Origin of the sequence: Chryseobacterium rhizoplanae, assembly GCF_900182655.1 — a bacterium.
In the GTDB taxonomy this organism is placed as follows: Bacteria; Bacteroidota; Bacteroidia; order Flavobacteriales; family Weeksellaceae; genus Chryseobacterium; species Chryseobacterium rhizoplanae.
Genome location: NZ_FXTC01000002.1, coordinates 358394 through 375377 on the forward strand (window position 1 = coordinate 358394; position 16984 = coordinate 375377).

Here is a 16984-nt window from a genome sequence, read left to right on the forward strand (position 1 = left end):
TTCTTTAAAAACAAAAACCATGAGTCGAGTAAAACTCGAGGCTATCTGGCAGCACGATAAAGTGCTGCCTTATATCCTCACAGCCTTAAAGGACAAGATTGATGATATTACTGCTGTAGAAAAGATATTTCTTTTCGGAAGCAGAGGCAGGATACCATTTGATGAATGGGACACGCTGGAAGGAAAAGACTGGGATGTTTTGGTGCAGGCTAAATGTAAGCTGAAAAATGCCCACACACTCCTTGATAAAGATTATTACCTGGATCTTCTCGTATTGGATGAAGAAACAATAAAGGAACATTATTCCAAATATCAACTTACGATGATTTTCCCGGAAAATGATCTCCTTTCAAAAAACAATCAACAATAACAGGGTTATTATGCCCTGTCTTTAATCTTAAAATAACAAAATGAGTTTAGATATATTAAATAATAAAGGGAGTAGTAATCTGTCCGGATCTAAGCTCCTAGCTGAAAACAATACTCAAAATGAATTTTTTAAAGAAAATTTTTTCACAAGTAAGACGACTTCTTTCGATGAAATAAGTGCATTTAAAAACAGTCCATTTGGACAATACTGGAATAAATTCTTACCATCCTGGGCAGTAGCAGACTATGGTCCTGCCAGAATCCTGAACGAATCTAATTTTAGCATTATAGATCTTTCACAAAAATTCAGTAATGCAAAAGCAGCATTTTATAATGATTCAATTAGTGAAAACTGGGATGAAATAAAATTTAAGGTGTATGCCAATCCCAATGGTCAGGATATTTTAAAACAATATGCTAATGTTGATTTTAAGCCGAATGATGACGAGGTTTTGTTTCTTATTGAAACCGATGACGGAAAATTTGACTTTGGAAAAATTGTCAGGGTAAAATTAGGAAAGAAAGCAATAGAAAAACTTCAATTTCAATTTCCATTTCTAGGGCAGGTTAACGAAGAGGACCTTGCGGAAGAATTTTTAAAGCGCCCTTTTGAAATAAAAAACAATTCAGGTTTAGACTTTGTTGAAGCTGGTAAAGAAGTAAAACTTGATCCTAAGGAATTAAAAGATCTTCTGGCAAAGGCCATTAAATATGATTTTCAGCAGAAAAAATTTGATGACATGTCTTTATTTCTTGTATTTCTTCAGGGAAGTGAATATCTGGGTTTGAATATCCAAAAAAAAATACTGGAATTTTCACACTGGATGAGATCAAAAAAATATGAAGAGGAAAAATACTGGAATGCTCTTTTAAATAAAGGATTTACTCCTGCTTTTCTCCCCAATGTTATAGTTCCTCAGAATAGAGAAGAAATAAAAGAGTCTATAAAAAATAAATTTAAAAAACAGATTGATGATGTTTCAAAATTCAATCAAAATGATGCTATTATAGAAAAAATATTTAAAGAGATCCTGAACAATCTTTTATTATATTTGTTTGAGAAATTTTCTTCTTTATTGGATGAGGGACTAAAAAAATTTGATGAGGTTTTACCAAAAGGAGAAATACTGAATGAGATATATAATCTCAATGCTTTTTTAGTTGGTCTTTGGAATGGATGTTTAGAATTTGTCGCAGGACTTATAGATTTAGTTTCTTTAGTAATGATGATCGCCAGGGATGGTGTTGGTTTCACACTTACTGATGCACTAGGAGAAGCTTTTGAAAATCTTTTAAATGAGCTCGTTTTTAACTTTGAGAATTTCATCAAAAAACTTTGGGCAAAGCTTATTACAGCATTAAAAGAATTTCCTGACTGGTACTTAAAGTATGGAACCAATCCATATTATTGGTATAAAAAACTTGGAGAACTCACTCCTGATATACTTTTTATTCTTGTTCCTGCCTTGAAAGCCGGAAGAGCAGTCAAAGCCGCTGAAGAGGCTTCTATATTAAAAAAAGCAGCTACTACAGCTGAAAAAGATTTAGTGTATCAAAAATATTTAGATGAATATTATGAATCACTAAGAAAGCAATCAGATGATTTTGCCAAGAAATTAGAAGAGCAGTCTGCGAGACAAGTGGCTAAAGAAGCTTTTGAAAAAGCACAACTAGAATTAGAAAAAGAAATTCCTGTTAACGGCTTATCAATAGATTTATTCCATGGAACAAGTCCAGGAGCAGCAAACTCAATAAAAAAAGATGGAATTAAGCTATCTGCCAACAAACCCAATCTGGATTTTAATTCAAAAGGGAGTGGATCTTTTTATACAAGTTTTTCCTTAAAAGAAACGGGTAATTATAATAAGTATAAATTTGGGCGACAAGGTGATCCTTCGGAAATTTTAAAATTCACAATTTCCGAAAAAGACTTTTTAAGCTTAAAAATTAAGAGATTTGATGGTCCTACTGAAGAATGGGCAGATTTTGTAACAAAGGCCAGACAAGGTATTTTAGTGCATGACTATGATGTAGTAATTGGACCAAAACTCAGGAACCCTTGGGATGTACTTAAAGGAATAGAAAAACCTAAAGCATTAAAAGAAACCCAAGTAGCAATAACAAGTGAAAAAGGATCCAAGCTTCTTTCAAAATATTTAGATAAAAATTTTAAATAACTTAGATTATGAAACATATTAAAAATAGCCAATTTTTATTTATAGATGACGATGGTCAAGAGAAAATCTTTTTAAGAGAAAAGTATTTTGAATTTGTTTGTCTACTCATTACAGATTTTTTCAACAAGAAGATTATTGAGAATGAATTTCACTCTTATTTTATCTCTTTATTAAATAACCTTGAAGATTATGAAAGTGTGGATTACATAAATCACCAAATTCCCTATCATTGGGCTTTATCTATTATTCAAAACAAACATACTACAGATTCTTATACACCGGAAGAATTAGAGCAATTACTTGAATTTTCATTAAAATTTGACAAACAAAATAATCTTACTTCTTTTATAATTGCACGCCCCTTATCTTCATAATTTTAAATAAACTTCTTACAACAAATAAAATACGTTATATTTTGTCATATTAAATTTATATTATAAAATGACAAGATACACTTTATTATAAAAAGATTAGAAAGTTCTCCAACCAATCATAGCTGGAGAACTTTCTTTTAATTTCAGACTCTCTATTCCAATAAACTTCCCACAAAATTAAAACACGTCAAGTTTTGTCGTTTTCCCAAACTACTTTTGGAGCATAAACAAAGTAAAATTAAAAACCACTTTGAATTCAGCATTCACAACATGCTGAACAGTCATAACTATGCCTGAGAATCTAAAGCTTGAAACATAGAGCCTCTCTAACTTAACCTATTTAATACAAAAATCACCAAATTTTTATTATGAAAACAAAAGAAGAATTAAAAAAATATTTTGAAAACGGAGATATTCCAGTACAGGAAGAATTCTGGGAATGGCAGGATTCTTACTGGCATAAAAACGATTTGATTCCACTACACCAAATTCAGAATAGTGGCCAAATTATACAGCAAAACAGCAGTTTCAAGGATTATATGAATCCAACCCTGGAAGTTGGAGCTCTGGCAATTTCCGGTTCTATCGGATTTCCCACAGGATCAACTATAAGAGGAAGAACGGATTCTTTTTTAGATATCATCTATGCCAACCAAATTGAACTCCTGGGTGATATGTTATTGCAAACTATCTTCTATTATTCTGATACGAATGTTTTTATTTCAAAACAGGATATAAACGCAAAAACATTTACGCCAGCCATTCCTGTAACAGCAAAGAAATGGAAAGTTTCCCTGCATCATATTGACAAAACGCAAACAGTTACCCAGCCAGAATTAAATGCAATTAAGATTAATTGCTACTCATCTAAGTCAGTTACATTTAATGATATTGTAGAAAATGCAAAAGCTTCTATAAAAGTCATATCAGAATACAATAGTTTAGAAATTAATTTAGGAGAAAATATCCCTACAGAAATCGGCAGGATAGCAGTAAATAACGGGTTCAATTCTACCTCTGACACAGGGATAAGAACAGCTTTAATTCCTGTAATTTCCGGTAAATATTTGATTAGTCAGAAATCAGGATATAAAATATCCCGTGTTGTTTTCTATAAGGATGGAATATTTGCCAACCAGAATGTTACGACCAATGACTTTTCAGTAGATAATTTGACCTCCAATCAGGTGAGAATAGTTTTTGAAAAGAATACTCCAACAGACATTGTTACCGAGCAGGACCGTCTTGATTTTATATACATTTTAAAAAATATCAGTACCAGTAAGTATGATCAGCTATTAAATGAAAGTAAAAAAAGCAAGCCTCTACCATCTACGATTTATACGATCAACGAACAGGTTGCCATTCTAAATACCAATGATACCGACATCAATTTTGATTTAGCTAACCGTAAGATCATAATTTCCGGGGGAGCAATCATTGACACAGGAAACACAACTGTAGGGAGAATCAGCCTGCCCATTTCAACTGCGGGTATAGATATGCCTTCTGCTATAACGGCCGGTGTTGTATTGTATAATAAAACAAACAATACAATCATTGTTCAAAGCCAGACATCTGCTCCTTTGTTAAACCATTTGATTTTATTTACTTACCGGTATAGCGGTGCTTTCACTACTTTTTACGTCACCGGCCTGAAAAATTATTCTGTAAACGGCGTTCCTGTATCTCAAAAGGATGCCCGGCAAATGAATAAATTTGCAGTCGACAATTTCGGAATTAAATATTGGAATGCTCCGGTTTATCCTGCCTTCAATCCTTTAACTCTTACATCAGATGTTCTTTATCCAATGTATGATCGTGTAATAGCACCCTTCTCAAATAATGTCACTAAAACAGTTATAGGCCAGACAGAAGGTCCGACACCTTATGATATTTTGCGGATTGATATTTCATTGAACAGAAAAACGCCACCAACACAAAGGCGCAGAAAACCTCGTATTTTCGTATGTGCTGGTACACATGGAGGCGAAAAGCTAAGTGTTTACACAACCTATTTATTTTTTAAACTGCTGCTTGAAAATCCTAATAAGGATGAGATAATAGATGCTTTACGTACTAACTATGACTGGACATTGATTCCTTTGGTTAATCCATATGCGTTGAATGTTGGAAATGTGAATGGCACAGAATCGGTAAGATGGAATCATAACGGCGTGGATATTAACAGAAATTTTGATTATCGCTGGACAGAATATGCAGACGGTGGCGCTGGCTCACAATCCTATAAAGGAACTGCACCATTTAGCGAAAAAGAATCACAATTGGTAAGGGATACTTTCAATGCTATTAAAACAGACACTGTATTATTTATTGACTGTCATAATTTTGGATCAGGAGTAAATATTGACTATCGGGCTGTCTGGTTTGCATCATCATTTAATACTGTTCAGAATGCCATCTATTCTTTATGTGACAGATTAGATGCTGAAATAAGAAAACGATATAGTTATTTAGCGGATAAAGATCTGCTTGCTTTTTCAGATATTGATGGCAGCTCTCCGATGTCTCAGGCCTGGATGGGGAATCAGCAGGTAGTAGCAATGACAATAGAGACTGATCAGAGTGATTATTACAATCCAACAGATCCAACATCCTTTAACAATAATGTCATTACAAGAAGTATAGAAACCTACGTAAATACATTTTATTCGATGGGTAAATATGCTGTTGATTTTTATAACAACAGAATGTACTAACCGATATAATATTTTAAAGTTCAAAAACTAATAACCATTAATATAAATATCGGGAGTATTCCAACTTGAGTATTCTTAAGAATATTATCCCATAAATTTCCAACAAAAAATAAAACACGACACGTTTTGTCGCATTAACCGCATATATTTGTCTTATAAAACTTTACCCTGAAACGCAGTTCTGCTGCACCTAAAAATAGAGAAATGAAGAAAGATTTTTATCTGACAAGATATGCCTTAATTATAAAAAGATTAGAAAGTTCTCCGGCTACTTATTCACAGCTGGAGGACTATCTTTTAAACTCTTTTGAATTCCAGGATGCGGGAATTAAGAGCTACTCTATCCGTACTCTGCAAAGGGATATCCGGGAGATTTCCGATCTTTTCAATCTTTCCATTCATAACAAGAAAAAGGGTGACAACCGATATTATATTGAGAGCCGCCCGATCATGGAAGTGGATGAATATAACCAAAAACTGCTGGAGTCTTTTCAGGTAAGCAACGCTCTGAATCTTCACCCTGATTTTTCAGATTTTATCTTTTTTGAAAGCCGTAAGCCAACCGGTGTGGAGCATTTTTATGATCTGTTCTTTGCCATCCGAAATAAAAGGGTTGTAAGTTTTGAGCACTATAATTACAAAAACAAACTGATGACCTCCAGAAAAGTTCATCCTTTAGCCTTAAAAGAATCCAAGGACCGATGGTATCTTATTGCTATTGATACAAAAGATAAAGTTTTAAAATCCTTCGGGCTTGACAGAATCAACTATCTTGATGTAGCTAAAAATCAGTTTAGAGAGAAATACAAATATAATTTCAGAGAGCATTTTAAAAATGCATTCGGAGTCATGAATCTGACGGAGCAGAAACCACAGAATATTGTATTAAAATGCAGCCGCCATCAGGGAGAATACATCAGAAGCTTCCCACTTCATCAATCACAGAAAGAGACCAAAGAAACTCCGGAAGAAATTTACTTTGAGTTCTTCCTTCACCCTACTTACGATTTTATGCAGGAAATTCTTTCTTACGGAAAAGAAGTTACCGTTCTGGAACCTAAAGGTTTAGTTGATGAGATCCGTAATCATTTGCAGGAATCTTTGAACCGCTATCTTGAAAGCTGATCATAAAATATATTTCATATTTTTTGTTATATTTACATAAATATACCCTTATTGAAAACTTTATTTGTTGGCATCAGCTGCTTTATCTCCACCTTTTTTCTGGCGCAGCAGAAAGAAGAATTCCGGCTTGTAAAGAGCTATTACAACCAGCACAGAAATATGCTGAATAAAGAATTCAAAAAAAAGTTTGATGCTGAATCCAATACGGATAAAAAGGTGGCCATAAAAGGAGATTTTCTCTTTTTTATGAAAAAAATGGACAGTATTGAAAACAATGCCCTGATTGGAGCTTTATTGAAAGTAAGAAACCTGGAAGACCTCCAAACCCTCAAAAATCCTAAATTAACCTCAACTGAAAAATTTTCAGACGCAGAAAAGATTGCAGATTATCCCGGAGGACTTAATTCTTTGAGACAGGAAGTTGCCAATCTTCTATACGTTGATGGCGTCTATTCCGTAGAAAAAATGATAAAAACAGACGTTGATTTTATTGTAGAAAAAGATGGTACCGTCAGCAATGTTCATGCACAAGGCGATAATTTCACTTTCAACAGGCAGGCAGAAATTGCATTATATTCTCTGGCAGAAAAATTTTCTCCGGCAATGATAAAAGGTGATCCTACAACCTATCGTTTTAAACTTCCTTTGACCTTAACGATAAACGACTAAATGTTTACAGACGAATACTACATGAAAATGGCCCTGCAGGAAGCAGAAGTCGCTTTGGAAAAAGATGAGGTTCCTATTGGATGTGTTGTGGTTTCCAATAACCGGATCATTGCAAGAGCCCACAATCTTACTGAAACACTAAATGATGTTACCGCTCATGCAGAAATGCAGGCCATCACTTCAGCGGCAAATTTCCTTGGAGGAAAATATTTAAAAGACTGTACTCTTTATGTAACGATGGAGCCTTGCGTAATGTGTTCAGGCGCACTTTCCTGGTCTCAGATCTCAAAAGTAGTGATTGGTGCGCGGGATGAACAAAGAGGTTTTATCAATAAACATCTTTCTCTGCACCCTAAAACAGAAATTATTACAGGCATCATGGAAGCCGAATGCTCTTCTATTGTTAAAGATTTTTTTAAAAGTAAAAGATAAACCTTTGTTAAGGCATATTTCTTCATTAAATTATAAAATTCAGTAAAATATATTCAATGAATTGAATAATTAGTTATATTTGACTACAACTAATATAAAATACCATGAAAAAATTAACAAGAAAAGAAACTGCAAAAATTAATGGAGGTATCCGTCCGGATCAATGTTTTTATATTGATGACAACGGCGCAAGAAAAGTAGGATGCAAAAATTTCCCTTTCCAGGATGATAGTGGAGTTTGGGTATATCCATTGAAAGAATGCGACGCATGTCTTGGCGGACTTTAAAATAGTTCATAAAATAATAGTAGATAAAAAGCCAGAGAATATGATATTCTCTGGCTTTTGTTTTATTGAATCAGGAATGTATTAATATTCTTTGAGATCAGTCTTTAAAAATAGAGTATCTCACAATATCAAAATATTCTCCGTCTTTCTTCATTTCCTGTTTCAGAACAGCCTCCTGCTCCATTCCTATTTTCTCCATTATTCTTCCGGAAGCCGGATTGTGAAGAAAGTGTGTTGCAAAAATTTTATTGAACCCTATTTTTTTAAAACCAAAATCTACAATCGCTTTGGCAGCTTCGGTCACCAGTCCTTTATTCCAGTAAGGAATTCCGATCCAGTATCCCAGTTCTGCTTTATCATCATCCCTGTCATGCAGCCCGATAGCACCCATGATATGTCCTTCTTTATTCCGGATGGCAAAAGTATATCCTGTTTGATCATCAAAAGCTTCTTTTGACATTTTCAGCCATGATCTGGCATCATTTTCAACATAAGGATAAGGAATATTAGAGGTTAGATCAGAAAAAATCCTATGCTGAAGATATTCAACAATAAAAGGGACATCTTTTTCTCCCAGTTGTGAAAGAATAAGTCTTTCCGTTTCTATGACAGGAAATTTTTCCATTGTATTAAGGATTAAAGTTGAGAGTTAAGGAATGATTTGAGCTGAAACCAGCTTTAATATATTCATTATAAATCTTTCCCCAGAAAATAAAGACCTTTCAATGTATGAAGCCTGTCCATCACATGAATCTTATCTGTAAGAGGTTTGTAGATATGGGAAACACCTCCCGTTGCTACTACAAAACAATCATCATTCACCTCATCGTTGATACGGTTGATAAAACCTTCTACCATCCCCAGGAAACCATACACCATTCCGCTTTGCATACAAGTTACCGTATCCAGTCCCAAAACAGACTTCGGTTTTTTCAGTTCAATGTCCGGAAGCTGTGCCGTCTGATGGATCAACGAATTCAGTGAGGTAACAATTCCCGGAGCAATAATCACACCCAGGGTCTCCCCCGTTTCCGTTACACAGCTTGCGGTAAGTGCGGTTCCGAAATCAATGACAATTTTCTTTCTGTTTGGATACAAATTGTGTGCTGCTACAAGGTTGGCATAGATATCTGTTCCCATCTGTTTAGATTTTGCCTGAACGCCTGAAGGGGTTGATCTATCAACAATGACAGGAGTAGTCCCGTGAATCTTTTTGATCCCGGAGCTCATTACTTTGGTGAGCTGAGGTACCACAGATCCAATAATCACCTTATCAATTTCCTGTGGATCAATTTTATAGGTCTGGTAAAGCATCAGCATCTGTACATAAAGTTCATCTGCTGTTCTGTAAGGTTTTGTATTGATTACCCATGAAATATCACAATTATCACCATTGAAAAGACCAAATCTGATATTGCTGTTTCCTACGTTTATTACAATTGAATTCATTGACATATTTTTCAGAAGAAATTCGTGATTTATAATTGAAATTCCTGCTTGATTTTGAGGGATTAAATTTAATCATTTTTATAAAAACAAGCCCTGAATCTCATATAAATTAAGTCTATCTTAAAAATATATCCATATCAACATTTCCCGGCCAGTCATTTCTTTAAAAGAAACGGCGCGGAAATAAAATTTCCGCGCCGTTTATAATATTATTTTGTATCCATTATTTTACTTCCACAAAATTATTCTCCATATTCACATCTGCAATTCTCTGGCTGAAATCAATTCCCAAGACAGACAACTGAGATTTGGTATAAGGAATGGTCAGGGTGTATTCTTTTTGGGTCCAGGGCCAGTAAGGCGCTGTTTTAAGATCACCATAAATATCCTTTTGCTTCCATGTATGAGTCATATTCAACGGAATCTGATAAGTAACGACTTTTTTATCTGTTGTCATCACTCCAAAATCTATCGGCATTGGAACCTGACCGTTGTTGATTAAGGTAATAGTTGTAGATTTTACATCATATTTCACATCTTTAATTCCGTAATCAATTGTCTTTGTTGTATTGATCCAATAATTATGGAACCATTTCAGATCCATCCCGGAAACTTTCTGTGCAATGTGAAGGAAATCCCTGTCTGAAGGATGCTTCATACTCCATTGATCATAATATTGCTTCAGGGTTTCTGCAAGGTTTTGCTCTCCCATAATATATCCAAGCTGTACCAGGTATAATTCACCTTTTACATAAGAGGCATACGTATAAGCTGTACCGTTATCATGGTGATCTCCCAGCCAAACTGCAGGTTCTTCTATTCCTTTTTTAATAAAGCTTCTGTAAGCATCAAGTGTTTTGGCAAATGGATTCGGCAGATCTTCAGGGAATAACTGATACATGGTATATCCTTCCGCGTAGCTTGTAAAACCTTCATCCATCCATGGACGTACAGATTCATTGGTAGCCAGCATCTGCTGATACCACGAGTGAGATCCTTCGTGAGCCATTAAGCCCATTAAATCTTTAACGCTTTTCGCTTCACCTAAAATCATGGTACACATTCCGTATTCCATTCCGCCGTCTCCTCCCTGAATGAATGCATAGGTAGGATATACATATTTTCCAAAGTGAGTATTCATGATCTGGAAATATTTAGCGATATAAGGTTGCGCTTCACCCCATGCTTTTGTTTTATCATTTTTCTGATATACCAGATATACTTTCGGACCTTCAGGAACATCAAAACTTTCTACAGAATAATCTCTGTCTGCACTCCAGGCAAAATCAAGAATGTTTTTCGCAGTCCATCTCCAGATTGCCTTTTTATCTTTCTCGGTTTTTACTTTCGCATTGGCATCATAGCCTTTTACTTCTGTTGGGTTTTCAAGAATACCTCCTGCTCCTACAACATAATCTTTGTTGATTTTAATGGTAACATCAAAGTCAGAGAACGGAGCATGGAATTCTCTTCCCAGATAATCAAAAGTTGCCCAGCCGTCGTAATCGTACTCTGCAATTTTCGGATACCACTGTGTCATCGTCATATCTACTCCTTCCCTGTTATTTCTGCCGCTTCTTCTGATCTGCTGAGGAATCACAGAATCCCAGTCCATCGTAAAAGTAGTTGTAGAGTTTGGTTTAATAGGCTCTGCCAGATAAACCTTCATAATGGTTTCCTGAACTTCAAATTTCAGATCTTTCCCATTTTGCTTTATCCAGTGGATATTCTGAGCTCCTTCCTGATCTTTTGGAATGGAAGCAAGCCTTGAAATACCATCTTTCTGCAACCTTCCGTCACCATTCTTGCCTTGGGAAGCCACTCTTTGGTCCATCATGGAATTAGGTTTAAAGGCGTTCCAATATAGATGGAAATACACTACATTCAGCTCATCCGGTGAATTGTTGGTGTATTCTAAAGTCTGTTTTCCCTGATAGGTAAATTTTTCAGCATTGACATCAATATCCATCTTGTACTTCGCAGCCTGCTGATAATAAGCTCCTTGCTGAGCCTGAAATTGTGAAATGATAAACGCAAAAATGATTGCAGCCGATTTTCTCATTTAAAATTTTATTTTTTTTAAAGGTAGGTAATTTAAACAAGACCCTCAAATAGGAGTTATTTTGAGATTTTATTTTGTTTAATATGGTTTTAGATGAATTTTAATCTGGTATGTTAAATTTTTTTTGAGCTTTATTTGCACTCCACCTTGTCAAGGTTTAAAACCTTGACAAGGTGGAGTGCTTTTAGAAGTGTTTTTATTGGTTTTTCAACAGTTTTTTGATCAAAGTAATCTGTCCCAGATGATAATAGCAGTGCTCAATCATTCCATCGATATTTCTTCGGTAGGTTCCGTATTTTTCATCTACAAAAACCTCATCAAGTTTAGCATCAGGCATCTGTTCCAGTAATGTTGCAAATTTTTCAGAATCCATCCATAGTTTATTTAACAACCCTTCCCATTGTTCCTGAGACTCTATGGAAGGAAGATCAAAACTGAATTTATCTTTGATCTCGAGATCACCGCCTTCAAAAACATTGACAATTCCTGCAATATAATAATCTATGTGAAAAGTGAGCATAGCAATGGTATTTAAAGAGTCTATCTTTTTCACTGCCTGTTCCCAGGTAACATCTGAAAGCTGGTCTTTAAAATTGGTATTGGCAATCCAGAGACCATCAAGCAGTACTTCTCTGAATCTTTTTGATAATTGTGATACTGAACTCATAAGCTGCTATCTTTTGTTTTTTCAAGATATACAATGTAAGAATTTTTTCCAACAGATCTTTGTCAAGATTTTAAACCTTGACAAGGATCTGTCAAAAACAAAAAACCTCAAATGTAAAATACATCTGAGGTTGATATTATACTAATTGAATTACAATTATTTTTTAGCAGAAACTTCTTTCTTTCCACTTCTTAGAATTTTCTCAAGGATTCTTAAAGTGATCAGATAAGTTGGCTTTACCCCTGTAAGCCCAAGCCCTCCTGAAGATAATGTACTTCCTGTTTCCAACGGATTATCAGAAGCGTAATAAGCATACATTACAAAAAGATCCGGTGAAATATGGTGTCTGATCTTTGAAGCGACCTGAATCGCTTTTTGATAATGTGCACCTTCCATTTCAAGCCCAATCGCTTTCCAGGAAGTATTCATAAAGTAGGATAAGATATCTCTGTTTTGCAGTGAAGTTCCCAGAACCGTAATCATCGGACCTTCAAAAGCTTTTAATTCATCATCTTTGAAATCTTCAAGCTTCAATGCATTCTCAAATGGATAGTTATCCGCAGTTCCTTCAAAAATATGAGAAGTAGGAATCATAATATCTCCTTTTTCTCCTGTAAGAATTCCCGCTTTACCCATAATAGAAACAGATTTCACTTTCATCATATAGATTTCCCCTTTGTGCTCAAAAGGTCTTAAAAGTTCATCCATTACCTCAAAAGCCTGCTCTCCGAAAGCATAATCGAAGACCATGATCACATCATCGCCTGTAAACTTACTGTCTGCAAACGGTGTATTCTTCAAATCCATCTTGCTGAGGTCGATAATCTGAACATCTATATTACTTCCGCTTTTATCAGCAATATGAATCATCCCTTCATCCAAAGCATATTTTAATACTTTGTCCCGAAGTTCTTTTTTGTTGGAGATATCTTCATATAGCTTATAGTCGATCTCGTGATGCTGTTTCTTTTTAAGTGCATTATTGGCATACAGCATATTTTTCACAGAATGCATATTGGCAGAAATAATATGCAAAGGTCTCATATGAAGGTCATTTTCAAATAAAACCTCTTTCACTTTATTCGCCCATTTTTCGCCAAAATAATGGTGTCCTACTCTTTCCTTTAATATAGAACTGAAATAAATTTCTCTTTCTCTGCTGCTTTTCGCATCTTCAAGACTTACTTTTCCTAGGTTGTAGATAATTTTGAATAAACGATCAGGATTGTGATCATCACCGAAAGTATTGTAAGCTCTTAACGTTTCATCAAAAGATCTTCCTATTAAAGAAGAAAGATGAATAAGTGCCACCTCTTTTTCTTTTCTGTTGAATTTTTTTTCACCTTTTACAACCTCTTCGATAATCTTAAAGGCACGGGTCGGCTTCCAGTTTTCATCCTGGATAAATGCCAGGTTACGGATTTTATCAGCTTCTATAAACAGGAATGTCAGGTGGGTAAGTATGTCATAAATTTCGGAACGTCCCAAAAGAACTTCAATATTCATCTGGTGTTCGTCTATTCTATAACAGTTTCTTCTTCTTTTCTTTGGAACAATAGGTTCGAAACTTCCTTTATCAAACCCTTCATCTGATGTAAGATGAATAAAAGCACATTCCTCAATTCCTTCCGGAAGTCTGTCCAAAACATACATCAACCCGTCAAGCTCCAATTTACTTGGAATATTCATGGTACCATAAATCTCTGGGTTGATTGTCTTCAGCAAGCTTCTGATGCTCTCTCCTGAAACTCCTCCCGGCTTGAAAAACCCTCTATAAAATAAGTGTCTCATAGAAATGTATAGTCTTTCAATAGCCTCCGTTGTTTCTCTTGCTCTAGAATTTGTCATAAAATAAATTTCACACAAATATACAAAATCTCCCCTCAACTTATTTTAACTATCTTTTAATAAGTTGTTTAAAACCTACAGATAGGCGTTTTTTTAACTCATCCTATTATTTTCTCTGATACTTATTATGGTGTTATTTTAATCCTTTTCTCTGCTCATTTTCTATTGACCATCCGATTTTTTATTTATTTTCATAAAAAAATCAAGAGTTAGTTTAAAATAATTGTAATTTTAATGCTATACAATTCTATTATTCTCTTCGGATTGTATCTTCTTTTTGCGCAGTTAAAGTTAATATTACTGTATTTCTAAGTCTACGAATGTTAATTTTTAGCAACAAACCAGACAACCACCCCATAAAAACAGCCCAAACAATCGTTTAAATTATATAAAAAATCAAAACACCCCTAAAAATTTTAGGGTTAAAATATTTTCGATTCATTTTTTTTGTAAATTTGCCGTGTAAAAAATCATCCAAACATGTCAACCTTAAGATTCAAAGCACTAGAAACCCTACCATTTAAGGACTTCAGAAAAGATAACTCTGTTGAGGTTCCTGCAAAATTGTCAGAATTATTCTGTACAAATGTTTTCTCAGAAGAGACTATGAGAGAATATTTAACAAAGGAAGCATTCAATTCTATTATGGATGCGGTAAAAAAAGGAACTAAAATCCAGAGACATATTGCTGATCAGGTAGCTGTAGCAATGAAAGACTGGGCAATGAGCAAAGGCGTAACACACTATACCCACTGGTTTCAGCCTCTAACAGGAACGACAGCAGAGAAACACGACTCTTTCTTTACCCCTATTGAAGGAGGAAGAGCTATTGAAAGATTCAGCGGAAATTTATTGATCCAACAGGAGCCGGATGCTTCATCGTTCCCTAACGGAGGGATCAGAAATACTTTTGAAGCAAGAGGATATACTGCCTGGGATCCTACCTCTCCCGCTTTCATCATGGGAACTACATTATGTATCCCATCTATCTTTATTTCTTATACAGGAGAAACGTTAGATTACAAAGCCCCTCTTTTAAGAGCTTTGAATGCTGTAGATGAAGCTGCTACTAACGTAATGCAGTATTTTGATAAAAACGTAACAAAGGTTACCCCTACTTTAGGCTGGGAACAGGAATATTTCCTTGTAGACTCAGCATTATATCAATCCCGTCCGGATCTTGTATTAACAGGTAAGACATTACTTGGGCATTCCCCTGCAAAAGGGCAGCAATTGGATGACCACTATTTTGGTTCTATTCCTACAAGAGTAATGAATTTCATGAAAGAGCTGGAAATAGAGTGTATGAAATTGGGTATCCCTGTAACAACAAGACACAATGAGGTAGCTCCCAACCAATTTGAGCTGGCTCCAATGTTTGAAGAGGTAAACGTTGCTGTAGATCACAACTCTCTATTGATGGACATCATGGCGAGAATTGCTCACAAGCACCATTTCCATATTTTATTCCATGAAAAGCCATTTGCGGGAGTAAACGGAAGTGGTAAACACAACAACTGGTCTTTAGCAACGGACACTGGCGAAAACCTGTTAAGCCCAGGGAAAAACCCTAAGAAAAACTTACAGTTCCTAACATTCTTTGTCAACACAATCAAAGCAGTTTATGAATATGCTGACCTTTTAAGAGCCAGTATTGCATCTGCCAGCAATGACCACAGATTAGGTGCCAACGAAGCTCCTCCAGCAATTATTTCCGTATTCATCGGAAGCCAACTGTTCAGAGTATTGGAAGAACTGGAAAAGGTAACAGAAGGAAAACTTTCTCCGGACGAAAAAACAGACCTTAAATTAAATGTAGTTGGAAAAATTCCTGAAATCCTGTTAGACAATACAGACAGAAACAGAACTTCTCCGTTTGCATTTACCGGAAATAAATTTGAAATCAGAGCAGTAGGATCTTCTGCTAACTGCGCAGAGTCTATGACAGTAATGAACACGATTGCTGCAAAACAATTATTAGATTTCAAAAAAGAAGTTGATGCTCTTATTGAAACTGGTCTTAAAAAAGACGAAGCAATCTTCAATGTGTTGAGAGAGTACATCAAGCAGTGTAAGAGCATTATGTTTGAAGGTGACGGATACTCTGATGACTGGGCAAAAGAAGCTAAGAAAAGAGGTTTAAACAACTTAAAGACCACTCCTGAAGCACTTAAACAGGAAATGGATAAAAAGTTCGTTGCCCTTTACGAAGAGATCGGAGTATTTACACACAGAGAGGTTGAGGCAAGAAACGAAATCAAATTAGAAAAATACTCTACTGTAATTGATATTGAAGCAAGAGTTTTAAGTGATATCGCAAGAAATCACATCATCCCTTCTGCTTTAAAATATCAGAACAGATTAATTGAAAACGTAAAAGGTCTTAAAGATATCTTTGGAGATAAAGAATTCAAAACATTGGCAAAAGAGCAAATGAGTTTAATTACGAATATCTCTGAAAACGTTTCCAAGATTAAACTTGGTGTTGAAGATCTTATTAAAGCGAGAGAAGCAGCTAAAGCTGTAGCAAATAGCCAAAAGCAGGCAGAATCTTACTGCACCAAAGTAATTCCTTTATTTGATGTCATCAGAGAAGCTTCTGATGATCTTGAGATGATGGTAGATGATGAGCTTTGGCCGATGACAAAATACAGAGAAATGTTGTTCACAAAATAACACCTGTAAAGTTCCATATTAGTTCAAATTCCTCGGTTTTCCGGGGAATTTTTTTGTTTTATTAACAGACTTGGAAATAGGGGTTTTAAATTGCAAAACCTGATATATAGAAGAAAATCGACATCGTTT

General features: G+C 35.1%; 14 protein-coding genes. 9 read left to right on the top strand and 5 right to left on the bottom strand.

From position 1 onward, the window contains the following. Positions 1 to 19: 19 nt before the first annotated feature. The 8 genes from FN817_RS06845 to FN817_RS06880 all read left to right on the top strand — a co-directional run bounded on the left by FN817_RS06845 (position 20) and on the right by FN817_RS06880 (position 8153). The gene (locus FN817_RS06845; RefSeq protein WP_142717290.1) at positions 20 to 370 is read left to right on the top strand and encodes a hypothetical protein; all 351 of its coding nucleotides are present in this window, start codon (positions 20 to 22) and stop codon (positions 368 to 370) included. A 40-nt stretch (positions 371 to 410) separates the two neighbouring features. Continuing rightward, entirely contained in the window at positions 411 to 2546 is a 2136-nt protein-coding gene (locus FN817_RS06850; protein ID WP_142717291.1) for a DUF3990 domain-containing protein, read from the top strand. 8 nt (positions 2547 to 2554) lie between these two features. After that, on the top strand, positions 2555 to 2920 hold the full coding sequence (locus FN817_RS06855; RefSeq protein ID WP_142717292.1) for a hypothetical protein: 366 nt from the start codon (positions 2555 to 2557) through the stop codon (positions 2918 to 2920). A 368-nt stretch (positions 2921 to 3288) separates the two neighbouring features. Next, the gene (locus FN817_RS06860; RefSeq protein WP_142717293.1) at positions 3289 to 5640 is read left to right on the top strand and encodes a M14 family zinc carboxypeptidase; all 2352 of its coding nucleotides are present in this window, start codon (positions 3289 to 3291) and stop codon (positions 5638 to 5640) included. Between the two features lie 204 nt (positions 5641 to 5844). Continuing rightward, positions 5845 to 6765 (top strand): helix-turn-helix transcriptional regulator, encoded by a 921-nt coding sequence (locus tag FN817_RS06865; RefSeq protein ID WP_142717294.1) that lies wholly within the window; start codon positions 5845 to 5847, stop codon positions 6763 to 6765. A 51-nt stretch (positions 6766 to 6816) separates the two neighbouring features. Further along, complete coding sequence (locus FN817_RS06870) at positions 6817 to 7434, top strand: hypothetical protein (RefSeq protein WP_228451496.1); 618 nt, start codon at positions 6817 to 6819, stop codon at positions 7432 to 7434. Beyond that, entirely contained in the window at positions 7435 to 7866 is a 432-nt protein-coding gene (locus tag FN817_RS06875) for a nucleoside deaminase (protein ID WP_142717295.1), read from the top strand. 104 nt (positions 7867 to 7970) lie between these two features. Beyond that, complete coding sequence (locus FN817_RS06880; protein ID WP_142717296.1) at positions 7971 to 8153, top strand: hypothetical protein; 183 nt, start codon at positions 7971 to 7973, stop codon at positions 8151 to 8153. Positions 8154 to 8250: 97 nt separating this feature from the next. Here the strand turns inward: FN817_RS06880 and FN817_RS06885 are convergent, their stop codons facing one another. The 5 genes from FN817_RS06885 to FN817_RS06905 form a co-directional block, all read right to left on the bottom strand. Further along, entirely contained in the window at positions 8251 to 8778 is a 528-nt protein-coding gene (locus FN817_RS06885; RefSeq protein WP_142717297.1) for a GNAT family N-acetyltransferase, read from the bottom strand. Between the two features lie 65 nt (positions 8779 to 8843). Then, the gene (locus tag FN817_RS06890; protein WP_142717298.1) at positions 8844 to 9602 is read right to left on the bottom strand and encodes a type III pantothenate kinase; all 759 of its coding nucleotides are present in this window, start codon (positions 9600 to 9602) and stop codon (positions 8844 to 8846) included. A 223-nt stretch (positions 9603 to 9825) separates the two neighbouring features. After that, complete coding sequence (locus FN817_RS06895; protein ID WP_142717299.1) at positions 9826 to 11664, bottom strand: M1 family metallopeptidase; 1839 nt, start codon at positions 11662 to 11664, stop codon at positions 9826 to 9828. Between the two features lie 196 nt (positions 11665 to 11860). Continuing rightward, on the bottom strand, positions 11861 to 12331 hold the full coding sequence (locus tag FN817_RS06900; protein WP_142717300.1) for a DinB family protein: 471 nt from the start codon (positions 12329 to 12331) through the stop codon (positions 11861 to 11863). Between the two features lie 156 nt (positions 12332 to 12487). Continuing rightward, on the bottom strand, positions 12488 to 14179 hold the full coding sequence (locus tag FN817_RS06905) for a DUF6909 family protein (protein ID WP_142717301.1): 1692 nt from the start codon (positions 14177 to 14179) through the stop codon (positions 12488 to 12490). 480 nt (positions 14180 to 14659) lie between these two features. Here FN817_RS06905 and FN817_RS06910 point away from each other — a divergent pair, with 480 nt between their 5' ends. Beyond that, positions 14660 to 16855 carry a glutamine synthetase III family protein gene (locus FN817_RS06910; RefSeq protein WP_047422200.1) on the top strand — a complete coding sequence of 732 codons (2196 nt, stop codon included), beginning with the start codon at positions 14660 to 14662 and terminating at the stop codon, positions 16853 to 16855. The last annotated feature ends 129 nt before the right edge of the window (positions 16856 to 16984 follow it).

Coding starts and splice junctions, on each gene's coding strand:
- FN817_RS06880 (WP_142717296.1), top strand. CDS start 7,971: ATGAAAAAATTAACAAGAAAAGAAACTGCAAAAATTAATGGAGGTATC.
- FN817_RS06895 (WP_142717299.1), bottom strand. CDS start 11,664: ATGAGAAAATCGGCTGCAATCATTTTTGCGTTTATCATTTCACAATTT.
- FN817_RS06875 (WP_142717295.1), top strand. CDS start 7,435: ATGTTTACAGACGAATACTACATGAAAATGGCCCTGCAGGAAGCAGAA.
- FN817_RS06885 (WP_142717297.1), bottom strand. CDS start 8,778: ATGGAAAAATTTCCTGTCATAGAAACGGAAAGACTTATTCTTTCACAA.
- FN817_RS06865 (WP_142717294.1), top strand. CDS start 5,845: ATGAAGAAAGATTTTTATCTGACAAGATATGCCTTAATTATAAAAAGA.
- FN817_RS06855 (WP_142717292.1), top strand. CDS start 2,555: ATGAAACATATTAAAAATAGCCAATTTTTATTTATAGATGACGATGGT.
- FN817_RS06850 (WP_142717291.1), top strand. CDS start 411: ATGAGTTTAGATATATTAAATAATAAAGGGAGTAGTAATCTGTCCGGA.
- FN817_RS06910 (WP_047422200.1), top strand. CDS start 14,660: ATGTCAACCTTAAGATTCAAAGCACTAGAAACCCTACCATTTAAGGAC.
- FN817_RS06905 (WP_142717301.1), bottom strand. CDS start 14,179: ATGACAAATTCTAGAGCAAGAGAAACAACGGAGGCTATTGAAAGACTA.
- FN817_RS06890 (WP_142717298.1), bottom strand. CDS start 9,602: ATGAATTCAATTGTAATAAACGTAGGAAACAGCAATATCAGATTTGGT.
- FN817_RS06860 (WP_142717293.1), top strand. CDS start 3,289: ATGAAAACAAAAGAAGAATTAAAAAAATATTTTGAAAACGGAGATATT.
- FN817_RS06845 (WP_142717290.1), top strand. CDS start 20: ATGAGTCGAGTAAAACTCGAGGCTATCTGGCAGCACGATAAAGTGCTG.
- FN817_RS06900 (WP_142717300.1), bottom strand. CDS start 12,331: ATGAGTTCAGTATCACAATTATCAAAAAGATTCAGAGAAGTACTGCTT.